Source organism: Embleya sp. NPDC020630, from assembly GCF_044334985.1.
GTDB lineage: Bacteria > Actinomycetota > Actinomycetes > Streptomycetales > Streptomycetaceae > Embleya.
On sequence record NZ_JBIRUB010000002.1, the window covers coordinates 884,246 to 909,293 of the forward strand.

17 protein-coding genes and 1 tRNA gene are annotated in these 25,048 nt (G+C 72.2%); 11 read left to right on the forward strand and 7 right to left on the reverse strand.

The genetic code is table 11. The features are described 5' to 3' along the window. Positions 1 to 1,959: a glycoside hydrolase family 5 protein gene (locus ACH4XV_RS10055; RefSeq protein WP_395788171.1), complete on the reverse strand. Its 1,959-nt coding sequence runs from the start codon at positions 1,957 to 1,959 to the stop codon at positions 1 to 3. 337 nt (positions 1,960 to 2,296) lie between these two features. On the opposite strand from ACH4XV_RS10055, the gene ACH4XV_RS10060 reads away from it, so the two are divergent. Beyond that, positions 2,297 to 2,370: transfer RNA gene (locus ACH4XV_RS10060), tRNA-Val, on the forward strand. A 640-nt stretch (positions 2,371 to 3,010) separates the two neighbouring features. On the opposite strand, the gene ACH4XV_RS10065 is transcribed toward ACH4XV_RS10060, so the two are convergent. From ACH4XV_RS10065 to ACH4XV_RS10075, 3 genes are all read right to left on the reverse strand, one after another. Beyond that, entirely contained in the window at positions 3,011 to 4,195 is a 1,185-nt protein-coding gene (locus ACH4XV_RS10065; RefSeq protein WP_395788173.1) for a hypothetical protein, read from the reverse strand. A gap of 17 nt (positions 4,196 to 4,212) precedes the next feature. Next, positions 4,213 to 4,509, reverse strand: a complete 297-nt coding sequence (locus ACH4XV_RS10070; RefSeq protein WP_395788175.1) for a hypothetical protein — start codon at positions 4,507 to 4,509, stop codon at positions 4,213 to 4,215. A gap of 151 nt (positions 4,510 to 4,660) precedes the next feature. Further along, positions 4,661 to 5,293 (reverse strand): histone-like nucleoid-structuring protein Lsr2, encoded by a 633-nt coding sequence (locus tag ACH4XV_RS10075; protein ID WP_395788177.1) that lies wholly within the window; start codon positions 5,291 to 5,293, stop codon positions 4,661 to 4,663. Positions 5,294 to 5,419: 126 nt separating this feature from the next. On the opposite strand from ACH4XV_RS10075, the gene ACH4XV_RS10080 reads away from it, so the two are divergent. Continuing rightward, positions 5,420 to 6,886, forward strand: a complete 1,467-nt coding sequence (locus tag ACH4XV_RS10080; RefSeq protein ID WP_395788179.1) for a PP2C family protein-serine/threonine phosphatase — start codon at positions 5,420 to 5,422, stop codon at positions 6,884 to 6,886. Between the two features lie 106 nt (positions 6,887 to 6,992). Then, positions 6,993 to 7,346 carry a hypothetical protein gene (locus ACH4XV_RS10085; protein WP_395788181.1) on the forward strand — a complete coding sequence of 118 codons (354 nt, stop codon included), beginning with the start codon at positions 6,993 to 6,995 and terminating at the stop codon, positions 7,344 to 7,346. Here the strand turns inward: ACH4XV_RS10085 and ACH4XV_RS10090 are convergent. After that, positions 7,327 to 8,745: a diaminopimelate decarboxylase gene (locus ACH4XV_RS10090; RefSeq protein ID WP_395788672.1), complete on the reverse strand. Its 1,419-nt coding sequence runs from the start codon at positions 8,743 to 8,745 to the stop codon at positions 7,327 to 7,329. The two genes, ACH4XV_RS10085 and ACH4XV_RS10090, sit on opposite strands and share 20 nt — an antisense overlap. A 586-nt stretch (positions 8,746 to 9,331) precedes the next feature. Here ACH4XV_RS10090 and ACH4XV_RS10095 point away from each other — a divergent pair. The 4 genes from ACH4XV_RS10095 to ACH4XV_RS10110 are packed head-to-tail and all read left to right on the forward strand — an operon-like array spanning position 9,332 to position 14,835. Beyond that, a complete protein-coding gene (locus ACH4XV_RS10095; RefSeq protein WP_395788183.1) occupies positions 9,332 to 10,954 on the forward strand; it encodes an NAD(P)-binding domain-containing protein in 1,623 nt (540 codons plus the stop codon). 5 nt (positions 10,955 to 10,959) lie between these two features. Then, positions 10,960 to 12,102 carry an alpha-hydroxy acid oxidase gene (locus ACH4XV_RS10100; protein WP_395788185.1) on the forward strand — a complete coding sequence of 381 codons (1,143 nt, stop codon included), beginning with the start codon at positions 10,960 to 10,962 and terminating at the stop codon, positions 12,100 to 12,102. Next, positions 12,099 to 13,547 (forward strand): cytochrome P450, encoded by a 1,449-nt coding sequence (locus tag ACH4XV_RS10105; protein WP_395788187.1) that lies wholly within the window; start codon positions 12,099 to 12,101, stop codon positions 13,545 to 13,547. The genes ACH4XV_RS10100 and ACH4XV_RS10105 overlap by 4 nt, the downstream gene beginning before the upstream one ends. 13 nt (positions 13,548 to 13,560) lie before the next feature. Beyond that, positions 13,561 to 14,835 carry a cation:proton antiporter gene (locus tag ACH4XV_RS10110; protein WP_395788189.1) on the forward strand — a complete coding sequence of 425 codons (1,275 nt, stop codon included), beginning with the start codon at positions 13,561 to 13,563 and terminating at the stop codon, positions 14,833 to 14,835. A 203-nt stretch (positions 14,836 to 15,038) separates the two neighbouring features. Here the strand turns inward: ACH4XV_RS10110 and ACH4XV_RS10115 are convergent, their stop codons facing one another. Beyond that, entirely contained in the window at positions 15,039 to 15,677 is a 639-nt protein-coding gene (locus tag ACH4XV_RS10115) for a helix-turn-helix domain-containing protein (RefSeq protein WP_395788191.1), read from the reverse strand. A 479-nt stretch (positions 15,678 to 16,156) separates the two neighbouring features. Beyond that, positions 16,157 to 16,840 carry an FMN-dependent NADH-azoreductase gene (locus ACH4XV_RS10120; RefSeq protein WP_395788193.1) on the reverse strand — a complete coding sequence of 228 codons (684 nt, stop codon included), beginning with the start codon at positions 16,838 to 16,840 and terminating at the stop codon, positions 16,157 to 16,159. Positions 16,841 to 17,123: 283 nt separating this feature from the next. Between ACH4XV_RS10120 and ACH4XV_RS10125 the strand changes: the two genes are divergently transcribed. The 4 genes from ACH4XV_RS10125 to ACH4XV_RS10140 all read left to right on the forward strand — a co-directional run bounded on the left by ACH4XV_RS10125 (position 17,124) and on the right by ACH4XV_RS10140 (position 25,037). Continuing rightward, positions 17,124 to 18,011 carry a sigma-70 family RNA polymerase sigma factor gene (locus tag ACH4XV_RS10125; protein WP_395788195.1) on the forward strand — a complete coding sequence of 296 codons (888 nt, stop codon included), beginning with the start codon at positions 17,124 to 17,126 and terminating at the stop codon, positions 18,009 to 18,011. Positions 18,012 to 18,776: 765 nt separating this feature from the next. Further along, the gene (locus ACH4XV_RS10130) at positions 18,777 to 22,679 is read left to right on the forward strand and encodes a Pls/PosA family non-ribosomal peptide synthetase (RefSeq protein ID WP_395788197.1); all 3,903 of its coding nucleotides are present in this window, start codon (positions 18,777 to 18,779) and stop codon (positions 22,677 to 22,679) included. Further along, on the forward strand, positions 22,679 to 24,184 hold the full coding sequence (locus tag ACH4XV_RS10135; RefSeq protein WP_395788199.1) for a M1 family metallopeptidase: 1,506 nt from the start codon (positions 22,679 to 22,681) through the stop codon (positions 24,182 to 24,184). Before ACH4XV_RS10130 ends, ACH4XV_RS10135 begins: the two co-directional genes overlap by 1 nt. 79 nt (positions 24,185 to 24,263) lie before the next feature. Then, positions 24,264 to 25,037 (forward strand): SDR family NAD(P)-dependent oxidoreductase, encoded by a 774-nt coding sequence (locus ACH4XV_RS10140; protein ID WP_379995687.1) that lies wholly within the window; start codon positions 24,264 to 24,266, stop codon positions 25,035 to 25,037. Positions 25,038 to 25,048: the final 11 nt, after the last annotated feature.

The following is a 25,048-nucleotide window of genomic DNA, read 5'->3' on the forward strand; positions in this document are numbered from 1 at the left end:
TCAGCTCAGGCGGGTGCAGAGGAGGGCGTCCGGAGTGCCGGACGAGCCGACTCGGCGGGTGAAGGCGACGCCGGCCGCGTACTCGTCGGCGTTGCACTGACCCTTGTACGCGCCGGGGGCGAACTCGCCGCCTGTGCCGTCGGGGCTGTTGGTGCCGCCTGTGCCGTTGGTGCCGTTCGCCGGGCGGTTGTCGCCTCGGTCGAACCACAGGGTGCGGGCCCGGGTGCCGAGCGGGGCGCCGGCGGGTCGGGTGCACAGGGTCGCGGAGACGGTCGCGCCGCGCACGCTGTACCCGGTGATCGCCATGCCGGTGGGGCACTGGAGTTTGGTGTAGCCCGTCGCCCAGTCGTCGCGCACGTACGATTCGTCGCGCACCACCGTGGTGTCGGCATCCGGCGCGCCGAGGTCGGGGCTGCCGATCGTGGTGCACAGGCCCCGGTTGCCGGTGTGGGCCAGGCCGATGATCCGCTCGCCGTCGGGGCATACGCCTTTGCGGGCACCGGAGTCCCAGTCCGGTCGGGCGCGCATGCGCAGGGACGGTTGGGCGTCGGTGCTGCCCAGGTCGAGCATGTTCCACCGGGCGGACGGGGCGATCGGGCCGGTGCGGCCGGCGGCGCCGATCAGCCTGGTCCAGGCGGCGGCGCGCCAGTCGTTCGGGTCGTCGAGGATGCCGCTGCGCACGCCGTTGGGGTCGTAGCGCAGGAGGGCCCAGGAGTCTCCCCGGCCGTTGCCCTTCCAGCCGAGCAACGGCCAGTAGGCGAAGTCGAGATCGCGTGCGACGAGGTAGTCGGTGAAGTTGGTGAACCAGGCCCGCGCGGCCGGGTCGGTCTCCTCCGCGCCGGTGCCGAACTCGCTGATCCAGACGGGGGCGGTGTGGTGTTGCCCGTCGGTGGTCACGTATTGCGCCGATCGGTCTATCTCCGCGAACAGTTGATCACGCGTCAGGTCCTGGTAGCGGGCGTCGTGGGTCTCGCCGGTGCCGTACGCGCCGCTGTGGTTGGGGCCGGTGTACCCGTAGAAGTGCGCCGAGTAGACCAGCTTGTTCGGGTCGACGAGGGTGTGCGACAGGGTGCGGACCGGGGTCAGGGTCGGGCGGCCGTGCGGCAGGCCGTCGAGCGGGATGCCGGTCCAGTTGATGCCCTCGACGATGATCAGCAGATCCGGGTTGGCCTCGGTGAGGATGCGGTTGCCCGCCAGGAGGGAGGCGGCCTGCCAGTCCTTGTCGTTGCCCCGGCCCCAGTTCGGGTCGTCGGTGATGTTGCGGCGGACCTCGTTGTACAGATCGGCGCCGACGACCCGCTTGTTGGTTCGGTAGCGGCTTGCCATGGTGATCCAGTCGTCGGCCCAGTCGGTGGTGCTGCGCGAGGTGTTCCAGCGTTCGTTGCCGTCCAGGCCGCAGCACCAACGGGTGGTGCCGGTGTGGTTGTTCAGCACGACCGCGAAGCCGTCGGCGGTCAGTGCGGCGACCACGGCGTCGAAGACCTGGAGCGGGGTCTTGCCGCGCAGTTCCGGGTTGGCGGCGACCGCGGCGTCGGGCACGGGGGTGCTCGTGTGCACCATTTCGTTGGAGAAGGGCAGGCGGATGCTGTTGACGCCGACCGCGTGGAAGCCGGCCAGGATCGACGGCAGGCTCGCCCGGTCGAGCCCGAGCGGCATGCCGTTCGCGTTCTCGCCGCTGTGGTGGTTGGCGGGGTCGGCGATGTCGCCGGAGCCGTTCCAGGTGCCTTGGGCGCCGGCCCAGTTGGCGGAACGCATCTTGAACCGTTGGCCGTTGGCGTCGACGATCCAGCGACCGCTGGTGGAGAGGGGGGCGGCGGTAGGGGCGGATGGGGCGGATGGGGCGGCTGGGGTGGCGGCGTCGGCTTGGGTGGTGCTCAGGAGGCCGCCGGTGAGCGCGGCGACGGCGGCGCACGCGACGAGAGCGGCGCGGACGAGCGGTCGATGCCGGTTGCGGTGCATGAGTACCTGCCTCGGTCAGGGGTTTCGGGACCGCCCGTGCAACCGCCCTACAACGACAGCACCGGCAGCTCCGCCTCAACACCCGCATCCACGCGGCCCCGGCCCACCAGCCCGGCCCGCGAAGCAGCGGACGAGCCGCGCCCATGCCCGTGCACGGCCACAGCCGCTAGACCCTCCCACCCCACCCCGACGAACTCCAGCCCCACCCAGCCCCCCAAGCCACCCGCCCCAGACAGCGCCCCGCCCCCTGGGCCCCGCCGCCCCACCACGTGACCACCCCCACCCCAACCCGGCACGACGCACCCCCACAGATTCGGTAGGCTGTCCTCTCACATCCGGGCGCATAGCTCAGTTGGTTAGAGCACTGCTCTTACAAAGCAGGGGTCGACAGTTCGAGTCTGTCTGTGCCCACCGGAAATCAAGCCCAGGGGGGTCAGCCCGCTGACCTGGGCTTTTTCATGCCCCGGGTCGACGCCCGCGCCGCGCGGAAGGCCGCGTGGGGTGGCGTGCGTGCGCGATATCCGCGTGCGCGGCGGTTCCGGCACCCGCCGGCATCCGGCGGTATCGGCACCCGATTTCGGGGTGTCAGACGGATTCAAAACGGGACACAGTGTCCCTCTGTGGCGCCTCCCGTCACCATGCCATCAGCACTTGCGAAGTAGGGGTCGACAGTTCGAGTCTGTCTGTGCCCACCCTGTTTGACCTGCACGTTACCCAGTTCGGGCATTCATCCAACCAAATGGATGCCTCTTTGTCTTCAGCTGGGCCGTGTTGGGGCCGAGCGACACCAACGCAGTGCCTGCGTCTTCTCGCCGTAACTTGTCCGGATGAATCACCGCAACGGCAGCGTCGATGGCGCGAGCGAGGATCTTGCCAGCCTGGGGAAGACCGGCAGTTGGCACCCGGGACACCGGCCCCGCCGCGAAGCGCGGCAGTGCCTGGCCCCTGTCTCCGGCGGCCCGCTGAGCGGCGCCAAGACTGCCGAAGTCCGACGACGTCCCGTACAGCCGGAGCCTTTTGCCGGCCAGGGACATCCTTCTGGGTGCGGCGACTACCCGGCGAGGTCGGTCCCCTGGGTCCGCCCGCCCAGATCCGCGCGGTCGAGGCGGGCGATGAGGGCGGGTTTGCGCGCGTGTTCGTCGCGGATGCGGGTGATCCCGCCCGTGAAGTCGTCAGTGGTTCCCTCCCGCTGGGCGAGTTCACGCAGATCTTGGAGCAGTTCGACGGCTTGGTCGTACTCGCGCGGCTTCTTGGCCGCGATCAGCGCGTCCACGCGCAGCCACACGCTGTCCACATCGGCGGCCAGGGCGGTGAGGCACCGCTCGCGTTCCTGTGCAGCCTTCTCGGCGCGGCGCTGCTCGGCCGCGGCGCATTCACGGCGGTCGGCCTCCTCATGGCGTTGGCGCCGTTCGGCTGCGGCGTTCAAAAGCTGGGCGACGGTGCGCCCCGCCGCGGCGGGCTCGGCCGGGCCCCGGTACCGGCGCAGCAGTTCGGTTCGGACGTGGACATCGCTGCCTTCGGCGACGCGCAGCAGGTAGTCGTCCTTGTCGGTATCGGGCAACGCGGCGATCCGGTCCCGCAATTCGGCACCGATGGTCGGCTCGTCGCTACAGGCGGGGCTGACCTCGGCCGCGACGGCGAGCAGGTCGCCGTCCAGGCGCAGGAAGTCCGCCAGAGCCTGCTGCGGACCCGTCAGGGCGGACAAGCCGGCGGGCAGCGCGGGTTCGGGGACGCCGTCAAACTCGTCGTCGAAGGTGTCCTCATCGCGTTCCCAGGTGCCGATGCCGGCGAGCCAGGCCAGGTAGAGCGGGCGCAGGTCGCCGGCGGCGAGTTCGGCGCGCACACCGATGAGCCCGGACAGCGCGCCCTCCAGATCGTCGTCCCACTCGGCGTATTCGTCGTCGCTGGTGAACGACAGGACGGTGCTGCCCTTGTATTTCCAGGCCTCGGCCAGGGGCGCGACCTCGTAGCGTGCCGCGGTCTTCAGGTCGAGCAGTGCCGCAGGGAGTTTGAGCATCAGGTGCCGGCTGCCCCAGTTCGCGAAGTACAGGTGCGCGTCGTAGTAGCGCTCGACCAGGGTGCGCGGGCTCCCCTTGAAGTCGCCCCACTGGTAGTCGTTGACGAAGTGTGTGCGGCTCATCCGCGCCCGGGTGGACAGCGCCCGCACCGCGGCGAACTCCGCGTCGTCCAATGGCCGGTCGACCGCGACGAACTCGTAGTACTGGTACTCGCTCACCGCATCCTCGCCGTTGCTCAGCCGGTCCCGTGCCGGTATGCGGCGATCCACTCGGCGCCCTCAGGCGGCAGGTCGAGCAGCCCGACCGTCTGCCGGTGCCGGCCCGCGACGCACACCGCGACGATGCTGCCGTCCACGCTGAGGTCGACCTTCTTGACGACCACCGGGACGCCGAGCGCCGCGGTGGCGAACGGCACCGCGAGGTGCTCCTCGAGCATGGTGAACAGGCCGGTGAGCTGTTCGTCGTCGTTGTAGCAGTCGATGGTGGCCTCGGCCACCATCGCCTCCAGCGTGTCGCGGTCCGATCCTTGCATGGCCCGACCCTACCGCCGAGCGTCCCGCTCAGTCCTCGCGAAGCCGGCAGACGAAGGCGAATGGAGCGCGTCCGCCGTCGTGTTCGCGGAACGCACCGACCGCGCGGACACCCGTCGGGCCCGCTCCCCGCGCCTTGCGCAGGCGTGCAGCTCATGGGTGAGCGGTGCGGTACGCGTCCCAGACGGCGGCCCGCAGCCTGCCTCGGACTGGGACGTCGAGCCCCTGTGCGCGGGCCCACGCGCGGACCTGGGCGACCGCCGCCGTTCCCGGTGAGACCGACATGGCGGAGAGGCGGCGGTCCTCCGGCTGAGCCGTATCCCGTTCCGGTGGGGGCGTGCTGCCGAAGCCGCGGCGTTCGAGGAGCCTGCGGCGTTTGTGGTGCATGCGTTCCAGTAGCGGGACTTCGGGGTCAAGATAGTCATGGACCTCGACGTGGCTCTTCTTCGTTGACTCGGTGTCGCGCATGATCCGTCCGACCTGCTGGATCACGCGGCCTTTGAACGAGATGGGGCCGGCCAGGAACAGCGTGTCCAGATGCGGTGCGTCGAGTCCCTCTCCGGCGACCTTGTCGACATGGGCGGACGGCGGAGGGCACTTCGGCTCGGCGCCGGCACGCCGCCGACCGTTCGTATGGGCCGCGCCCGCACGCCTGCCCCCTGATCGGCGACTCAAGCCTCGGCCGGCCGCGAGGATCGGCGCGAGTTCGGCCCGGCGGATCGGGGGCAGGGATAGGTGGCTCCCCAAGGTGTGGACGACCTCGCCCGCCACCGGAACCTGCACCACCGGTCGACGACGAGGGACGAACCGCGACCGCCCCCGTGCGGGCCACGTCCGCCGCCTCGGGGGATGGTCGTACGGGTTTCCGCCGTCCTGGTGGGTGACTTCACGGAGGCAGACGAGACGAGGCACATGTCCGAACGAACAGCCGTACCCCAAGCCCGGCCGACGAAGGGGTCGTCGGCGGTGGAGGCGGACCGGATCGCGGCGGTGCGTCGCTACGACACCCTCGACACTCTCCCCGACGGCGCGTACGACCGGGTGGCGGCCCTCGCGGCACGGTTGTTCGACGTCCCCGTCGCGACCGTGACGATAGTCGACACCGATCGCATCCGATTCAAGGCCGTACACGGCCTGCCCGGCGTCACCGAGATCGACCGCGACCCGGGCCTGTGCGACTCGGCGGTGCTGAGCGACGAGACGCTGATCATCCCGGACACGCTGGTGGATCCCGTCGCGTGCTCGAACCCGATGGTGGCCGGACCCATGGGGGTGCGGTTCTACGCCGGCGCCCCGATCGTCACCGCCGACGGGCACCGGCTCGGCACCGTCAACATCCTCGACACCCGCCCGCGCGGCGTCGACGCCGCCGACGCGGCCACCCTCGCGGACCTGGCCGCGATAGTGCGCGACCAGCTGGAGTCGCGGTTGTCCGCGCTGAACGCCGTCCGGGCCGAGCAGGAGCGGCACCGGATCGAGCAGGACCGGCGCCGCGCGGAGGAGCAGGCGCGGCGGCGTGCGGAGCGGGACCGGGCCGCCATCGCCGCGTTCGCCTCCACGCTGCAACGGACCCTGATACCGCCGCTGTTGCCGGCGGTACCCGGGCTGGAGTCGGCCTGCCACTACCAGACGGCCTCGCCGCAGGAGGTGGGCGGCGACTTCTACGACGTCTTCCCGCTCGGCGCCCGGCGGTGGGCGTTCTTCCTCGGCGACGTGTGCGGCAAGGGCGCCGAGGCCGCCACGGTCACCTCGCTGACCCGCTACACCCTGCGCGCCGCCGCCCTGATCGACGCCGACCCCACCGCCGCGCTCCGCGCGCTCAACACCGCCCTGCTGCTGGACGCCTCGGTCGGCACCCGATTCTGCACCGCGATCTTCGGCATGCTCGATCCGCACACCGACGGCGGATTCACCGTCACGTTGGCCACCGGCGGCCATCCTCCCGCCTACCACCTCAGCCCCGACCCGGGCGCGGGCGTGCGGGTGGAGACGGTACGGGCCGAGGGCGGCATGCTCGTCGGCGCGTTCGCCGAGGCCACGTTCGCCTCTCGCACCCTGCATCTGGCCCACGGCCAGGGCCTGCTCCTGTACACCGACGGACTCACCGAGGCCCGTACCGCCGCAGGCGCCAGACTCGACCAGGAGGGCCTGACCGCCTTCCTGGCCCTGCGCCCCGGCCCCCTCACCGCCGGGGCCCTCGTCGAGGACACCGTCGCCCTCCTGGGCACGCTGCCCGACGCCGACCGCGACGACGTCGCCCTGCTCGCCCTGTCCGTCCCCGCCCGCGACACCGTGGCGGCCTCGGGCAGCACCGCGACGGCCCACAGCTCCACCCCCACCGCCGCCACCGTCATCGGGCCCCAGCGCCGACACCGGTGAACCACCTGGGTCTTGCCGGTCGCCGCTTCATGACGGACCGATCGCCTTTGATTGCGCCGGACAGCCGAACTTCCGTTCTGCTGAAGGGCGTTGCCAGGGGGGAATCGTGTTGAGGAGGGAAGCCGACGGTGTCGGGTGGCATGTGGCTCGCGCGGCCGCGAAGGGGCGGGCGGTGCCCGCGCCGATGTTGGGACTGTTCTGGACGTCCGTGGCGCGCCCGGCCTGCGGTGACGCGGTGCGGCAACTGGTCGTGGAGGGGGTCGAGGGGGAGTTCGCGCGGCTCGGAATTCCCCTTCGGCGGCTGATGGTCACCGGCATCGATGGTGGCCGGCCCTTCACCGACTCGACGTTGGATCGACCGTTCAAGGAGCCGGGTACGGCGTTTCGGGAGATTCCGTTGTCCGTGATGGCCCATGCTCCGGTGTTCGAGGACGACGTGGTCATGGGTGACGACGATTGACCGCGGGCGTGCTTGGAGCGGTCAGGGATTCGATGTGGGTTGTGCCGCTGTCGGTGAGGACCTCGGTGAGGGTTTGGGCCGGGCGGATCGGGGTGAAGGTGGTTTCGCCGGTCGGGGTGGTGCGGTAGCCGTGGATGGCCGGGCGGGGGAGCGAGTTGTAGGAGAAGTGGGTGGACAGGGAGTAGGCGCCCGTGTCGTGGAGGGCGAGGATGTCGCCCGGTTCGAGTACGGGCAGGTCGCGGGCGATCGCCGAGAGATCGCCGGCGAAGCACAGCGGGCCCGCGATGTCGTGGGGTTCGGTCGGGCCGGACTTCGGCCGGCCCTTCGCGTCGAACGCGTCGATGCGGATCGGCCACGCCTCGGGCATCGACATGGCGCGGGTGAGGATCTGGCCGCCCGCGTGGGTGACGGCGATGCGGCGGCCGCCGGTGGTCTTGGTGTATTCGACGATCGACGCGACGGTCCCGTTCTTGGCGAAGATCGAGCGGCCGAACTCGGTGATCAGGTCATAGCGGCCGTCGAACAGGGTCGGTACGACCCGGCGCAGCTCGGCGACGTAGTCGGCGAAGGTCGGCGTGTCGGTGTCGTCGGCGAAGTTCACCGGCAGGCCGCCGCCGATGTCCAGACCGGTGACCCGGCGCTGCCCCACCTCGCCGTTCACCCGCTCGGCCAGCGCGTGGGCCGCCGCCACACCCTCGGCCATCAGCGACAACGGGCAGCCCAGCGAGCCGACATGGGTGTGGATCCGGGTCAGCCACGGGTGGCGGACGAACGCCTGTACGACCGCCTCGGTCGCGCCCTCGTCGCGCAGCGCCACGCCGAACTTCGACGTCGCCGTGGCCGTACTCGTGGAGTCCACCGAACCGCGCCCCACCTGGGGATTGACCCGGATCCCGAGCGGCGCGGGCGCGGGCCCACCGGCGAGCAGGGCGTCGACGCGGTCCAGTTCCTGGAAGTTGTCCACGTTGAGCGCGATTCCGTGGGCGAGGGCGAACTCCAGCTCCGCGACGGTCTTGATCGGGCTGTCGTACACGATGCGCTCGGGCGGGAAGCCGGCCGCCAGCGCCAGCCGCAGCTCGCCGGGTGAGGCGACCTCGCAGTCCATCCCTGCGTCCGCCATCAGCCGCATCACCGGGGCGAGGGCGCACGCCTTGGCCGCGAAGGCGTGCCGGACCGGGGCCGGGGAGAAGGCCGCGTGCAGCTCGGCGACCGTGCCGAGCAGGCCGTCCACGTCCAGCAGCCCGACCAGCGGTTCGGCCGCGCCCAGCAGCCCCTGCCGCACGGCCGCCGCCACCGCCGCGTCCCGGGCCGTGCGCCGCCGCCGAGCCGCATCGGAAGTCGTCTCCACCGGATCTCCTCGTCGCTGGTCGCTGGTCGCTGGTCGCTGGTCGCTCGTCACTCGCCGCGCGCCCGCGCCCACCTCGCGGGCACCTCCGTCGCGAGGGAGGGCATTGCCGCCGCCCTGCCGGACGCCCACACGCCCAGCATCCCCACTCCCGCCGCGTCGAACATCGTCGAGCGCGACGAACCGTCGGCTCGACGTTGTGGCGGGCGACGACCGCGTCCTGCGTCTTCCCCGCGCTCGTTTCGGCGGCGCGGCTCCGCGGTGGCCCGCATCGGCCCGCCCCGCGCGACCCACCCGCGCGGGCGGATCCGGTGCCCCGTTCGCGTCAGCATTCGGTTGCGTCGTGTGGTTGCCCGGCGTGACCCTCGTTACTACCGTGTTTGTTGAGTCTTCAAGGGACTCGACGTCACGCCGCGATTCTCGGCCGCGGCCGGACCGTTCAGCGCCGCCCCGCCCCGTCGGCCCCCGACCCGCCCCGCCCGGTCGGCACCGCACCCGCGCCCGCGCAGCCCCTGTACCCCGCCGCGCCCGCACGCCCCCGCACACTTCCCGGAACTCCGTCCCTATTTGTCAAAATCCGTCACCATCCGTCCCCACCGGTCTCCGGGCCCGTCCTCGCCCGGAGCGCAAGGAGAGTTCGATGACCTCCATATCGGGCACGCCCCCCGCCTCCGCCACGTCCCCCGACCTCCTCGACTACCTGGTGATCGGCGCCGGCCCCGCCGGGCTCCAGATCGCGCAGTTACTCCAGGCCGCCGGACACGGGTACCGGGTCCTGGAGAGTGGCCGCACTCCCGGCACCTTCTTCCGCACCTTCCCGCGGCACCGCAAACTGATCTCCATCAACAAGGTGTACAACGGCACCGACGATCCCGAACTGAACATGCGGATGGACTGGAATTCACTCCTGTCCCCGGATCCCGAGCTGTTGTTCACCCGGTACAGCAAGCGCTACTTCCCGCACGCCGACGATCTCGTGCGCTATCTGGCCGACTTCGCCGCCGCATTCGACCTGGACATCGCCTACGACACCCGGGTCGAGCGGATCGGGCGCCGCACCGACGGCGGGTTCACCGTGACCGACCAACGGGGGACGCGACACGACGCCCGGCGTCTGATCGTGGCCACCGGACTGACCCGGCCCAACACCCCGAATATCCCTGGCATCGAGACCGCCGACGACTACTCGACGGTGTCCGTGGACCCGGAGGACTTCGTCGACCAACGGGTTCTGATCCTCGGCAAGGGCAACTCCGCGCTGGAGACCGCGGACAACCTCCTGGAGACCGCGGCGGTGATCCACGTGGCCGGGCCGCACTCCATCCGGCTCGCCTGGAACACCCACTTCGTCGGACACCTGCGCGCTATCAACGCCAACTTCCTCGACACCTACCAACTCAAGCTGCGCAACGCCGTGTTGGACGGCCGCGTGTTGTCCGTGGACAAGGGCGGCGACGCGGGGCGCTACCGGGTGCGGTTCGCGTTCTCGCGTGCCGACGAGGTGGTCAAGGAACTCCACTACGACCGGGTGCTGGTCTGTACGGGCTTCCGCTTCGACGCCTCGATCTTCGACCCGGACTGCCGCCCCGAACTCGTCATCGACGACCGGTTCGCCGCCCTGTCCCCGGCCTACCAGTCGGTGAACGTGCCCGGCCTGTACTTCGCCGGCACCCTGATGCAGCAGCGCGACTTCAAGAAGTCCACCGGAGGCTTCATCCACGGCTTCCGCTACGCCGTCCGTGCGCTGAGCCGCATCCTCGACGAGCGGTACCACCAACGACCCTGGCCGCAGCGGACGTTGCCGGCCACGCCCGTGGCGCTCGCGGATGCCGTGGTGGCCCGGGTCAATCGCAGCTCGGCGCTGTGGCAGCAGTTCGGCGTGATCGGGGACCTGATCGTGGTCGACCACGACGGGCGGGCGCACTACCGCGAGGAGGTGCCGGTCGACTACGCGCACGAGAGCCGATCGCCCGACGGCGGCGACTACTTCACCATCACCCTCGAGTACGGGCCCGACCACGACAAGGTCGACCCGTTCGACATCACCGTGCGCCGCACCGCGCAGAACTCGGTGGACGGTTCCATCGACGCCGCCTATCTGCACCCGGTGATCCGGCACTTCCGCGACGGTGAGTTGTCGGCCACGCACAACATGACGGAGAACCTGGAGAACGAGTGGGACCATCCGCAGGTCCACCACGCCCCACTCGTGGCCTTCCTGGCCCGCGAACTGGACCGGCGGCCGAGCCCGGCCGGGCGGTGAGCGGGGTGCGGTTCACCGTATACGACTTCGAGGAGGCCGCGCGCGCCCGACTGGATCCCGTATACGCCGACTTCATCGCGGGTGGAGCACGCGACGAGATCACCGTACGGGCCAACGAGGCGGCCTTCGCCCGACTGCAACTGCTGCCCCGGGTGCTGCGCGGCAGCGGCGAACGGGACCTGTGCGTAAGCCTGTTCGGCGGTCGCGCGCGCCTGCCGATCCTGCTCTCGCCGACCGCCTTCCACAAGCTGGTCGATCCGGAGGGAGAGGCGGCCACCGCCCGGGCCGCGGCCGCCGCCGGGGCGATCATGATCGTCTCCATGGCGTCCACGGTGGCGGTGGGCGAGGTCGCCGACGCGGCCCGCGCCGCCGCCGAGCCCGGCCAGGCGCCGCCGCTGTGGTTCCAGCTCTACCTCCAACCCGACCCGGGGATCACCGAGGCGCTGGTACGCCGGGCCGAGGAGGCCGGCTGTACCGCCCTCGTGGTCACCGTCGACTCGCCGGTGCTCGGCGCGGGCGAACGCAACCGGCGCAACGGCTTCCACGACCTGCCGCCGGGGATGCGCTGCGAGAACCTGGTGGATCTGCGGGACGGCGAGCGCGGGCACGTACGGCAGATCGCGATGTCCCCGGAGTTCTCCTGGGAACACGTGAATCGATTACGGCGGTTCACCGATCTGCCGGTCCTGCTCAAGGGTGTGCTGCATCCCGAGGACGCTCGGCTCGCCGTTCGGCACGGTGTCGACGGACTGCTGCTGTCCAACCACGGCGGTCGGCAACTCGACACCGTGCCACCGACGTTGGAGCTGCTGCCCGAGTTGGTCGCGGCGGTGGCGGGGCGCATCCCGATCGTGCTGGACGGCGGGATCCGAAGGGGCACCGACGTGGTCAAGGCGCTGGCGCTCGGCGCGGTCGCCGTGGGCATCGGCCGACCGGTGATGTGGGCGCTGGCCGAGGGCGGCGAGAAGGGCGTACGACGGCTGCTGCACCTGATGCGGGACGAACTCGACGACGCGCTGGCCCTGTGCGGCGCCTCCGGCCTCGCCGATCTGACGCCCGACCTGGTCCGGGTGCCGGGGTGGGGATCCGCGCCCGGTCCCACCGTGACGCCGGGGGCGGACACCCGATTCGGCGGGGTGGTCGCATGAGCGCGGTCGGTTGGTCGATTGTCGGTGCGGTCGTGCTCGCGGTGGCGGTGCTGCCCTACTGGTTGCCCGGGATCGTGGTCGCGCTGCGCGTCCGCATCTTCGCCCGGGCGGGCGGTGCGGACGGTGTGCGCGCGCCCGGACCCGAGGTGTCCGCCGAGGAGTTCAAGCGGGTGTACGGGCACCCGGCGGCGGATGGCCGCAGTCGTGGCGCCGCCCTGTCCGACCTGTTCTGGTACTGGCTGGCCCCAGGCCCGGAGGTGCACCAGGAACACCTGGAACCCGGGCCCCGCTACGACGACGTGGCCAGGACCACCCGACGGATCCTGGCGGGCATCTCCCGGGAGCAGTGGACCGAACTGGTCGGCCGCTGCACGCGCAATGTCCTCGACGAACTGGGCGGTGTCGATCCGACGCCCGGCGGGCCACGCGAACACCCGCGCGCCGCAAGGATTGTGCACGTGCGCCTGCGGGACCTGATGATGCCCGTCTGGGCCGAGGTCTACTACGAGGTGGTCTTCCGCGAGCCCTGCCCGCGCCACGTCCGAAACCTGATCACCGACCACGCGAACGACGTGGTCGACTCGATCAAGTGCCTGGGCCTTCGGCACATGGACCGGCGGGCCCGGCTCACCGACCACCTGCGGGCCCGGCTCGCCGACGACCCGCCGCCCGGGCCGCTGCCGGAATCGCTGGACCGGCGGGAGCAGGCGTACTACCTCCAGGGCACGTTCTTCAACACCGCCGTGGTGCAGATGTCGGAGGCGTCGGCCCACCTGCTGCTGGCCCTGGCCACACACCCCGACGTGCAGACCCGCCTCCAGGCGCCCGGCTCGGACCCGGACCACCTGGACCGGATCATCGACGAGACGCTGCTGCACTTCCCGCTCTTCGGCGTGGCCCACCGGATCACCTCGGGAGAGATCTCCCGGGAGGGACGCGAGCCCATCCCGACCGGTTCGGTACTGCTGTTCAACTATCCCGAGTATCAGGGCTCCCAGGGCCTCGCCTTCGACCCCGATCGGTGGCTGCGCCCGGATACCCGGCCCGTCGAGTACATCCCGTTCGGCGTCACCGCCAACCGCCCGTGCCCGGCCCGCGGCTTCGCCCTGCTCACCCTGCGGGTCGCGGCCGAGGAGACGCTGCGCCGCTTTCGGCTCGACTCCTCGGCGCAGCACACCCGTTCCCTGCCCAACCGAGGGCCATGCCTGCTCGTTCCGCGCACCGATCCGGCCGCCGCGAACCCGCGCCGGCCCCGGGTCCGGCTCGCGGTGATGCGCCTCACGGACCGATGGGCCGCCGTCCCGCGCAGCCTCACCCAACTCGTGCTCGGTGCCTACATGGTCCATGACGCCCGCCGACGGGGTTTGTGCCGCGCCTACTTCGGCGCCTCGCCCGCCGGTCCCGCGTCCGCCGGTCCCGCGCCTTCCGTTCCCGCCGGCCGATGAGGGGGGCGAGGCGATGACTCCGTCGGAACTCGCGCCCGTGTTCTTCCTGGCCGTCGTGGTGATCCTGCTGACGTGTCGGCTGGTCGTCCTCGTGGTGGGCCGATTCGGGCAGCCGCCCGTGGTCGGAGAGATGATCGCCGGGGTGCTGCTCGGCCCCTCACTGTTCGGGCTGGTCGCCCCCGGCGCCTCCGCAGAGGTGTTCCCGCCCGAGCTGAAGCCGGTGTTGTACGTGGCCGGCCAAATCGGCCTGGTGGCGTTGATGTTCGCCACCGGGTACGAATTCCGGGCGCACGCCGGGCGCGGACTGGCCGGCACCGCGGTCGCGGTCTCCGCCGCCGGGGTGGTGATCCCGCTGGTCCTGGGCATGGGGCTGACCCTGGCGGCGTACGGGCACGTGGGCATCTTCGTCGACGGGGTGTCGGTCTGGGTCACGGCGGCCTTCGTCGGGGTCGCCCTGGCGATCACCGCGTTTCCGATGCTGGCCCGGATCATCACCGAACGCGGCCTGTCCGGCACGCGGTTCGGCTCCCTCGCGCTGGCCTCCGGGGCCACCGACGACGCCCTCGCCTGGATCATGCTGGCGGGGGTGCTGGGCGGGGCATCCGGCGAGGTGCGACCGGTCGTCAAGACGATCGGCGGCTCCCTGCTGTTCGTCGTGGTGCTGTTCCTGTTGGGACGCCTGCTGCTCCGGTGGATCGTGGAGCGTCCGGGTCTCGGCGACGACACCCGGCTCCTGCTCGTCGTCGTGGTGCTGTTCTGCGCCGCGTGGTTCACCGACGTGATCGACCTCTACGCGGTGTTCGGCGCGTTCTGCGTCGGGATGGCCATGCCGCGCGGAGAGAACTCGGAGCGGCTGGTGCGGTCCACCCAGTCCGTGACCCAGGTGGTGTTCGTACCGATGTTCTTCACCTACTCCGGACTGAACACCCGATTCGACGTGTTCGCCGACCCGTCGGTGATGGTGTTCGGGGCGACGGCGGTGGTCGTCGCGGTGGTCGGCAAGTTCGGTGGCTGCTGGGCCGCCGCACGGCTGCGCGGGGAGCCTCGGCCGGTGGCCGTCCGGGTCGGTGTGCTGATGAACGCCCGGGGGCTGATGCAGTTGATCGCGCTCAACATCGGGCTTGCGGCGGGCATCGTCGGTGACGAACTGTTCGCCGCGTTGGTCCTGGTCGCCCTGATCACCACGGTCATGACGGTTCCGCTGTTGGGCCTGTTCGATCGGCGCGAGGCGGGCGCGCGGTCGCACGCGCGGGCGGGTCGGGAGGAGGAGGTGGTGGCGTCGGGTTGAGTGACCGGTGCGTGTGGCTCCGTGGATTGCAACGCGACGCGCAAGCGGGGGAGTTCGTGGCGAGGGCGCGGCCCGGCGGGAGTGCCGGGCCGCGCCCTGTGCGGGTGGTGTTGGTGGCGTTTGTGTCATCGCGTGGGGACGGCCTCGCCGGGGCGGAGGGCGGCGGCCCTTGCGATGTGCGTGCGTGTGGTGATGGTGGAGGATCAGCGTTTTGCGATGCTTCGGGTACCGGATCCGGCGTCGGTGCGGCGGCTGAGGAAATGTGCGACGGCCGCGCCCAGGCCGGCGAGGCCGCTGGTGGCTCTGGGTCTGCGGGCGAATCCGGTGAGACGGCTCTTCCGATCGAGCGGGGCCGGGGGTTCGGCTCGTTTGCTCCGGTTGACGCGCGTAACCTCCCGCTCGGGCTTGCCGGCCGGATCGGTGCCTGGGGGGCGGGGTGGTGCGGCGGGGGGCGCCGGGGAGCGGGCCGAGGTGTCGAGCGTGGGTGTGCCGAGGGTTTCCGTGCCGCCCAGGACGGTGCTTTCCCGGATCGCGGTCAACCGGGCCGCGCGTTCGGCCAACGCCCGTGCGTGTAGTTCGAGAAGGAGTCCCTGCGGAAGCTCGAACAGGCGCTCGTAGGCGAGCAGGAGCGGTTCGCCGGGCATGCGCCGGGCCTTCTCGAAGTCGGCGAACGCACTGTGCGAGCTGTATCCGAGAGACCGGGCGAGGGCTCGGAGGGAGAGTCCGCGCTCCAGGCGCAGGCGGTACAGGGTCAGCCCCAACTCCCGGTGGCACGAGCCGATCGGCCGGGAGGCCGGGGGTTCGGCGCCCGTCGGCTCCTCGGGTCGCGGCGCGGCCGTCATCTCGCGGTTCCTTCACAACGGGGTAAGTGCGACATCTGGTGGTTCCTCCTTGGGGTGAAGGTGGTGCCTCCGGTGCGCTTGACGCCCTGTCCTGTCCCGTCGAGCCGTGGTGGTGGTCGAACGGGGCCGGCGGAGATCGGAGGGGGTGGATCTCCGTACACGACGTGCCGAACCTCGACGTGGGAAAACGTGGTGCTCGGGCAGGGGTTCGGGTCGCCACTGAGCATATCCAGCACAGATCGAAGGCATTCCGGCTCGCACATAACGGCGAATCCGGCCGCGATGGCTGATTGTTGCCGGTGCCCGACGGGCCGGATGGCCGATGCGGGCGCGTATCGGGGGTGTACTCGATCTGTACCCAATATGTTCGCGGACGCGAAAATCGCGGTCGGAGTGGCCGCATGACGGTCCGTTGGGTTCGCTGGGTGCGCCGAGGGGGCGGTGGCGGGTGCCGTCCCGCCCCCTCGGCGACGGGTCGGTCAGGCCGTGATCGGTTCGGACGTACGGGAGTTGGAGGTGGCGAGCAGCCGGTCCGCGACGTCGCGGGCATGGCGGATCGTGTCGGCTCGGGCGTCGACGAGGCACCGGCGGGCGAGCGGACGCAGGTCCGCCAGGGCGGGATTGACGTCGGCGGCGGTGAGTTCGGCCGTGGCGGCGACCACCTCCAGCCCCCAGACGTCGCCGAGGATGCGGTTCAGGTACGGCGTGGCGTGGTCCCAGCCGGCACGCGGGGTGCCGGGAGCGTAGCCGCCGCCCCGGGCCTGGACGAGCAGGGCCGGGCGGCCGGGCACGATCGGGCGGCTGACGTCGGCGGCGCGGTCGTCGGTGATGATCAGGTCGATCCAGGTCTTGACCTGCTGGGGGACGCCGAAGTTGTACATCGGCACGGCGAGGAGGAAGGCGTCGGCGGACAGGAACTCGTCGGCCAGCTCCGTGCCGAGCGCGGTCGCCGCGCGTTGTTCCCGGGTACGGGTGTGCTCCGGCGTGGTCCGGCTCGCCTCGGCGATCGGCCAGACCGGGGGCAGGGGATGACGACCCAGGTCGCGCCGGACGAACTCGGCGTCCGGGAACGCCCGGGTCCACTCGGCCTCGGCGAGGTCGGCGAGGGATCGGCTGATCGAGCCTTCGACGCGGATGGCGGCGTCGAGACGGAAGAACTTCACGGGGGCTCCTGGGGTGTCGGGGCGGGGCATCGGGATGTCGGGGTGGTGTCGGGCCTGGACCGGGCCGGTGTCGGGGCGCGCGGGAGCGTGCCGGGGAGGCCCGGCGTGGGGGGCGGGATCTCGGGTTTTCGGGCTCGGGCCGTGCCGTGCTGCGCGCCGCCAGGGTGCCGCGAGGGGCCGATGGGTCGGCGGTAAAGTCGGCTGTCGTCTTCTCCATCGATCGGCATCGTGCTCGGTAGCGGCTCGTCTCCTCTCTGACTGATGCCTGATGGGAAAGGTGACCATGAACGCAAGCGAGGCCCTGGCCGAGCGCTTCGAGGCGCATCGTGAGCACCTGCGCACGGTCGCCTATCGCATGCTCGGCTCGCTGGACGACGCCGACGACGCCGTGCAGGCGGCCTGGTTGCGGGTCGACCGGGCGGGGATCGACGGCGTCGAGAACCTGGGCGGGTGGCTGACCACGGTCACCGCGCGGGTGTGTCTCGACATGTTGCGGATCCGTCGGACCCGGGGCGAGGAACCGCTGGCGGCGGCGCCGGAGGCGGTCCTGGAACGGCCGGGCGGGCCCGAACCCGAACACGAGGCGGTGCTGGCCGAGTCCGTGGGTCTGGCCATGCTGGTCGTACTCGGCCGGCTGACCCCCGCCGAGCGGGTCGCGTTCGTCCTGCACGACATGTTCGCCGTGCCGTTCGCCGAGATCGCGCCGGTGGTGGGACGTACGCCGGTGCCGAGCAAGAAGCTGGCCAGCCGGGCGCGCGAGCGGGTACGCGGGCGGGCCGCGCTCGACGAGGTCGACCTGGCCCGGCACTACACCGTGGTGGACGCGTTCCTGGCCGCCTCGCGCGGCGGCGATCTGGACACGCTGGTCGAGCTGCTCGCGCCGGACGTGGTGCGCCGCGTCGACCCGTTCGCGGTGCCGAGCGGGGTGGCCGGCGAGGTGCGGGGTGCGCGGGCGGTGGCCGAGGAGACGCGGATGTTCGCCCACCGGGCCCGGTTGGGCGCGGTCGCGCTCGTGGACGGGCGGCCCGGCATCGTGATCGCGCCGGGTGGGCGACTGTTCGCGGTACTGCGGCTGAGCTTCGCGGACGGGCGGATCACCGACATCGAGGTGATCGCGGAGCCGGCGCGGTTGGCCGGGATGCCGTTGGGGGCGGGGCGCACGGGTGACTGAGCCGCCGACCCCTCGGGGCGGTGTGGGGCGGCGCGGTGGGGGCGGGCCGATCCGGGTCGGTCCGGTCCCCCGCGCGGGCCGGTCCGGGTCGACCGCACTCGACCTCGGCGCGTCCGATGCGGTCGGACCTGGTTCCGGTCCGTCTCGACCCGGGTTTGGTGCGGCGCGACCCCGGCCGGCCCGACCCCATCCCGCTCCGGTTCTGCCCGATCCCGACCCGACCCGAGTCCGGCTCGATCCCGGGCCGGTCCGGTCCCGGTCCGACTCCGCCGGTCCCGGTTCGGCCCGGTCCGACTCCACGTGGCCACGTCGCACCGGTACACGCGGCCTTCCGTCCCCTCGTGGTCCGCGCCGCCCACGGTGCGCGGTCGGGTGGCGACAGTCCCCTGTCCGGCCGCTTGGGGGTGTCATCCGTCCGGCCGAGCCCGGTGGGCGGGGCGGTCGGGGCGGGCATACGGTGTTGCGTGGGTCACAGGAGTGCCGGGTGGTGTGTAAGTCGGGTTGTGGGCTGACGGGGCGTCAAGAGTCTTGGCTCCAGGGGACATTGGGATCTGATGGGGCGTCAAGTGAGATGTGACGGTGCGTCAGAAGCCTTTGTTTCAGCGGTAGTTGATCGCGTCAGGAGTCGTGGCTTCGAGGTGAACGGGGTTAGTGTCGGTCGGGTTGCCACGCTCGAGAAGCGACCCGGTCGGCCAGGGGCCGGGCCCGCGACACCTCCCCGGGAGCCGATCGCAGGCCTTGACGGGGACCAGGGATGAGGACCTCATGGCCATAGCGCTACCGCTGCGCGCCACCGACGATCCGTTCGGTACCGCGCCCACGTCGACCCCCGCCGTCTACTCCGGACGGCCCGCGTCGACCCCCCGCACGCTCGTGGACATCCTGGACGCCACCGTCCGTGCCCACCCCAACGAACCCGCCCTCGACGACGGCCGCCGTACGCTCACGTACCGCGCCCTGGCCGCCGAGGTGGAGGGCCTGCGCCGGCGGCTCGCCGAGGCCGGGATCGGGGTCGGCGACCGGGTCGGCGTCCGGGTGCCCTCCGGCAGCAACGACCTGTACGTCTGCATCCTCGCCGTGCTCGCCGTCGGCGCCGCCTATGTCCCGGTCGACGCCGAGGACCCCGACGAGCGCGCCGACCTGGTGTTCGGCGAGGCCGGCGTGGCCGCCGTGCTGGGCGCCGAACGCGACCTGCGCGTCACTCACGTGGGTGACCCGCGCGACGTGAGTGACCCGCGCCCGCCCGCCCGCCCCACCCCCGCCGACGACGCCTGGATCATCTTCACCTCCGGCTCCACCGGCAAGCCCAAGGGCGTCGCCGTCACCCACCGCAACGCCGCCGCCTTCGTCGACGCCGAGGCCGGCCTCTTCCTCCAGGACGAGCCGATCGGCCCCGGCGACCGGGTCATGGCGGGCCTGTCCGTCGCCTTCGACGCCTCCTGCGAGGAGATGTGGCTGGCCTGGCGCTACGGCGCCTGCCTGGTCACCGTGCCCCGCTCGCGCGTACGTTCCGGCGCCGACCTCGGACCCTGGCTGGCCGAGCAGGAGATCACCGTGGTCTCCACCGTGCCCACCCTCGCCGCGCTGTGGCCGACCGAGGCGCTGCTCGATGTACGCCTGCTGATCTTCGGCGGCGAGGCATGCCCGCCGGAGCTGGTCGAGCGGGTGGTCGCCGAGGGCCGCGAGGTGTGGAACACGTACGGCCCGACCGAGGCCACCGTGGTCGCCTGCGGCGCGCCGCTCACCGGCGAGGGCCCGGTCCGCATCGGCCTGCCCCTCGACGGCTGGGAGCTGGCCGTGGTCGACGCCGAGGGCCGCCCCGTCGCGATGGGCGAGACCGGCGAGCTGGTGATCGGCGGCGTCGGCCTGGCCCGCTACCTCGACCCGGCCAAGGACGCGGAGAAGTACGCCCCGCTGGAATCGATGGGCTGGGCGCGCGCCTACCGCAGCGGCGACGTGGTCCGCGCCGACGCCGAGGGCCTGGTCTTCGTCGGCCGCGGCGACGAGCAGATCAAGCTCGGCGGCCGACGCATCGAACTGGGCGAGATCGACGCGGCCCTTCAGGCGCTGCCCGGCGTGGTGGGCGCCGCCGCGGCCGTCCGCACCGTCAAGGGCGGCAACCAGCTCCTGGTCGGCTACCTGGTCACCGGCGACGGCTGGGACCGCGAGGACGCGGTGGCCCGGCTGCGCGCCGAACTTCCCGCCGCCCTCGTACCCCGCCTCGCCCCGGTCGCCGACCTGCCCACCCGCACCTCCGGCAAGGTGGACCGCGACGCGCTGCCGTGGCCGCTCGCCGACACCGAGGACAGCGGCCCCATCGAACAGCTGTACGGCACCGAGGCCTGGCTCGCCGAGCAGTGGACCGACGTACTCGGCATCGCCCCCGACACCGCGCAGGACGACTTCTTCGCGATCGGCGGGAACAGCCTGGCCGCCGCCCGGCTCACCACGCTGCTGCGCGAGCGATATCCGGCCGCCGCCGTCGCGGACATCTACCAGCAGCCCACACTGCGCAAACTCGCCCGCCGGCTGGAGCGCTCGGCCCAGGACGCGGGCGCGAGCCGCAAGGTGGCGCCCACGCCGACCCGGGCCCGAGTGGCCCAGCTGCTCCTGCTCGTCCCGCTGTACACGCTGATCGGCCTGCGCTGGACGGTCGGCCTGCTCGCGCTCGGCAACGCCGCCGCCTGGTTCGGCCACTACCCGTGGGCGCCCACCGCGTCCTGGTGGTGGGTCGCGGCCGGCTGGGCCGTGCTGTTCAGCCCGCCCGGCCGGGTCGCCGTCTCCGCCGGCGGCGCCCGACTGCTGCTGCGCGGGCTGCGCCCGGGGACGTATCCGCGCGGCGGCGGGGTGCACCTGCGCCTGTGGGCGGCCGAGCAGCTGGCCGACGCGAGCGGGGCGACCTCGCTGTCCGGGGCCTGGCTGCTGCGCTACGCCCGCGCGCTCGGCGCCAAGGTCGGTCGCGACGTCGACCTGCACACGCTGCCGCCGGTCACCGGCCTGCTCAAGCTCGGCCGGGGCTGCGCGGTGGAGGCCGAGGTGGACCTGTCCGGCCACTGGCTGGACGGCGACCGCTTGGAGATCGGCGCGATCAAGGTAGGCGCCGGCGCGATCGTGGGCACCCGCAGCACGCTCTTCCCCGGCGCGCGGATCGGCCGTTCGGCGGAGGTGGCGGCGGGCTCCGCCGTCACCGGCAACGTGCCGCCGAGCCGGCGCTGGGGCGGGGTGCCGGCGATACGGCTGGGCAAGGTGGACCGGGGCCGGTTCGGCGACCGGCCGCCGCGTCGGGCCTCCTGGTCGGTGCTGTACGGGGTGGCCGGGCTGCTGCCGACGCTGCTCCCGGTCGTGGCCGCGCTGCCCGCGCTGGCCGTGCTCGGCGCGTTCGTGCACCCCGGCGACGGGCTCGGTACGGCGCTCGGCGGCGCGCTGCTCGCGCTGGTGCCGGCGGTGGCCGCGTTCGCCGCGGTGTACGCCCTTTCGATCGTGCTCCTGGTCCGGCTGCTCAGCGTGGGCCTGCGTCCCGGCTACCACCCGCTGCACGGCCGGATCGGCTGGCAGGCGTGGACCGTCATGCAGTTGATGGACCTGGCCCGGGAGAAGTTGTTCCCGATCTACGCGAGCCTGTTCACGCCGATGTGGTTGCGGGCGCTCGGGATGAAGGTGGGCAAGGGCGTCGAGGCGTCCACCGTGCTGGCGCTGCCGAGCCTGACAACCGTCGGCGACGGGGCGTTCCTGGCCGACGACACGCTCATCGCCTCGTACGAACTCGGCGGCGGGTGGATCCGGATCGGCGCGGCGACGATCGGCGAGCGGGCCTTCCTGGGCAACTCCGGGATGACCGCCCCCGGCCGCTCGGTGCCCGCGCGCGGCCTGGTCGGCGTGTTGTCGGCGACGCCGAAGAAGACCAAGAAGGGCGGCTCGTACCTGGGCATGCCGCCGATGCGCCTGCCGCGCTCGGCCGACGTCGCCGACCAGGGCCTGACCTACGACCCGCCGGCCCGGCTGCGCTGGGCGCGCGGCCTGGTCGAGCTGTGCCGGGCGATCCCGGTGTTGTGCTCGGCGGCGCTGGCGCTGCTCAGCCTCGCCGCGCTGGCCTGGCTGGGCACGTACTCGCTCGTCCTGGCCGCGCTGCTCTCCGGCCTGGTCCTGCTCGCCTGCGGAGTGGCGGCGTGTGTGGTGTCGATCGCGGCCAAGTGGCTCCTGGTCGGGCGTTTCCGCCCGGTCGAGCACCCGCTGTGGAGCGGCTTCGTGTGGCGCAACGAGCTGGCCGACACCTTCGTCGAGGTGCTGGCCGTGCCGTGGCTGGTCGGCCGGGTCTCCGGGACGTCGGTGCTCAACCTGTGGCTGCGCGGCCTGGGTGCGCACATCGGGCGCGGCGTGTGGTGCGAGAGCTACTGGCTGCCCGAGGCGGACCTGGTCACCCTGGAGGACGCGGTGAGCGTGGGACGCGGCTGCGTACTCCAGACGCATCTCTTCCACGACCGGATCATGCGCATGGATACTGTGATCCTTCGCGAGGGCGCCACGCTCGGCCCGCGCGGGATCGTACTGCCCGGCAGCACGATCGGGGCACGCAGCACGCTGGGCCCCGCCTCGCTGGTGATGCGGGGCGAGACCGTTCCGGAGGACACCGGCTGGCTGGGCAACCCGATCGAGGCCTGGCGACGGTAATGCGTTTCGAGACGGCGTCGCAGGGCGCGGCTCGTCCCGCGACGGTGGGCGCGACGGGGACGGAGCACGAATCGGTGAGCGACCAGGGGCCGCGCACGGGTGCCGGCGAGGCGTACTTCGCCACACACGGCGACCCGCGCTATCGCGTCCACCGCTACGAGCTGACCCTGGACTACCGCCCGGGCCCCAACCGCCTGGCAGGCAGCGCCCGGATCGGCGCGGTGGCCGGGGATCGTCCGCTCGGCGACATCGTGCTCGACCTGGCCGAGTTCCGCATCGGTCGGGTGCTCGTGGACGGTCACCAGGCGCGCTACACGCACCGCGCGGGCAAGTTGCGGGTGCGGCCGGGCACGGCGATCCGGGCCCGGGCGGCGTTCACCGTCGAGGTGCACTACGTCGGCAATCCCAAGCCCGTACGCAGCCCCTGGGGCGGGGTCGGCTGGGAGGAGCTGACCGACGGCTCGCTCGTGGCCGGCCAGCCGATCGGCGCGCCGTCCTGGTACCCGTGCAACGACCGGGTCGACGACAAGGCGGCGTATCAGATCTCGGTCACCGCGCCGTCGATGTACGCCGTGGTGGTCGGCGGCCGGCTGCTCACCCGCAGCACCCGGGGCGGCAACTCCACCTGGGTCTACGAGCAGCCCGCGCCCACCGCGAGCTACCTGGTCACCGTCTCGATCGGGCGTTACGAGAGCGTTCCGCTGCCGGGGACGGGCGTGCCGCAGGTCGCGCACGTGCCGGCGCGGCTGGTGTCCCGGTTCCGGTCGGACTTCGGCCGGCAGCCGCAGATGATGACGCTGTTCGAGGAGCTGTTCGGGCCGTACCCGTTCGGCGAGTACACCGTGGTGGTCACCGACGACGACCTGGACATCCCGATAGAGGCGCAGGGGATGGCCACCTTCGGGGCCAATCACGTGGACGGGGCGCGCGGGGCCGAACGGCTGGTCGCGCACGAGTTGGCGCACCAGTGGTTCGGGAACAGCGTGGGCCTGGCCGACTGGCGGCACATCTGGCTGAACGAGGGCTTCGCGCGCTACGCGGAGTGGTTGTGGTCCGAGCGCTCGGGCGGGCGCAGCGCCGCCGTGCAGGCCGCGATCGAGCACACCGACCTGAGCGGGCGACCGCAGGACCTGCTGCTCGGGTCGCCGCGTCCGAAGCTGATCTTCGACGACCGGATCTACGGGCGGGGCGCGCTGACCGTGCACGCGGTGCGGTGTGCGCTGGGCGATGTGGCGTTCTTCGCGATGTTGCGGGACTGGGCCACGACACACCGGCACGGGCTGGTGACCACCGACGACTTCACCGCGCACGCGGCGCGGTACGCCTCCCGGCCGCTGGACGCGTTGTTCGAGGCGTGGTTGGACCGCGAGGCGCTGCCGCCGTTGCCGGTGGGGCAGGCCGGTTCCGCGCCGGCTGTCGCGCCTGTCGCGCCCGCCGCGCCGCCGCAGCGGCGGGGGCGGTTGGGGTGGCCGTGGGGGTCGGGGCAGGGCGGATCCTCCGGCTGAACCGGAGGGCGGCGATGTGGGGGCGGGGCGATCCGGCATACGGTGCGGGGAGGCCGGCGTCGACGAGAGGAATGCCCTGATGAGCCAGGACGAGACCGCGAACCCCGCTTCCGCGCCCCGAGGTTGTGCGGTGGTGACCGGCGCGAGCAGTGGGATCGGCGCCGCGACCGCCGTGCACCTGGCGAGTCTGGGCTACGACGTGGTGCTGGGCGCGCGGCGCAAGGACCGGTTGGAGGAGGTGGTCGCGCGCTGCGCCGGAAGGGGCCGGGCGCTGCCGCTGGATGTCGCCGATCCGGACTCGGTCGCCGCGTTCGCCGCCGAGGTGGAGCGTTGCGACGTGCTGGTCAACAACGCGGGCTTCGCGCGCGGTACGGAGTCGGTGGCGGAGGCCGACGAGGCGGCGTGGACGGCGATGTACGAGACGAATGTGCTCGGGACGCTGCGGGTGACGAAGGCGTTCCTGCCGCTGCTGATCGCCTCCGGCGACGGTCAGGTGATCACGATCGGGTCGGTGGCGGGGCGGGAGCCGTACGAGGGCGGCGCCGGGTACAACGCGGCCAAGCACGCGGTGACGGCGATGACGCGGGTGTTGCGCCTTGAACTGCGCGGGCAGCCGGTGCGGGTGTGCCAGATCGACCCGGGCATGGTCGAGACCGAGTTCACGCTGAACCGGCTCGGCGGGGACGCCGAGGGCGCGTCGGCGGTGTACGCGGGGATGACGCCGCTGGTGGCCCAGGACATCGCGGAGTGCGTGGGGTGGGTGGCGACCCGGCCGCCGCACGTGAACATCGACGCGATGACGGTGCTGGCGCGGGACCAGACGTCGGCGCGGGTGGTGCACCGGCGGGCCTGAACGCGGTTGGC

What these genes read in the sequence shown, in the direction of transcription:
- ACH4XV_RS10055 (WP_395788171.1), bottom strand. Translation starts at nt 1,959, where the DNA reads ATGCACCGCAACCGGCATCGACCGCTCGTCCGCGCCGCTCTCGTCGCG.
- ACH4XV_RS10070 (WP_395788175.1), bottom strand. Translation starts at nt 4,509, where the DNA reads ATGCAAGGATCGGACCGCGACACGCTGGAGGCGATGGTGGCCGAGGCC.
- ACH4XV_RS10080 (WP_395788179.1), top strand. Translation starts at nt 5,420, where the DNA reads ATGTCCGAACGAACAGCCGTACCCCAAGCCCGGCCGACGAAGGGGTCG.
- ACH4XV_RS10095 (WP_395788183.1), top strand. Translation starts at nt 9,332, where the DNA reads ATGACCTCCATATCGGGCACGCCCCCCGCCTCCGCCACGTCCCCCGAC.
- ACH4XV_RS10105 (WP_395788187.1), top strand. Translation starts at nt 12,099, where the DNA reads ATGAGCGCGGTCGGTTGGTCGATTGTCGGTGCGGTCGTGCTCGCGGTG.
- ACH4XV_RS10110 (WP_395788189.1), top strand. Translation starts at nt 13,561, where the DNA reads ATGACTCCGTCGGAACTCGCGCCCGTGTTCTTCCTGGCCGTCGTGGTG.
- ACH4XV_RS10115 (WP_395788191.1), bottom strand. Translation starts at nt 15,677, where the DNA reads ATGACGGCCGCGCCGCGACCCGAGGAGCCGACGGGCGCCGAACCCCCG.
- ACH4XV_RS10125 (WP_395788195.1), top strand. Translation starts at nt 17,124, where the DNA reads ATGAACGCAAGCGAGGCCCTGGCCGAGCGCTTCGAGGCGCATCGTGAG.
- ACH4XV_RS10130 (WP_395788197.1), top strand. Translation starts at nt 18,777, where the DNA reads ATGGCCATAGCGCTACCGCTGCGCGCCACCGACGATCCGTTCGGTACC.
- ACH4XV_RS10135 (WP_395788199.1), top strand. Translation starts at nt 22,679, where the DNA reads ATGCGTTTCGAGACGGCGTCGCAGGGCGCGGCTCGTCCCGCGACGGTG.
- ACH4XV_RS10140 (WP_379995687.1), top strand. Translation starts at nt 24,264, where the DNA reads ATGAGCCAGGACGAGACCGCGAACCCCGCTTCCGCGCCCCGAGGTTGT.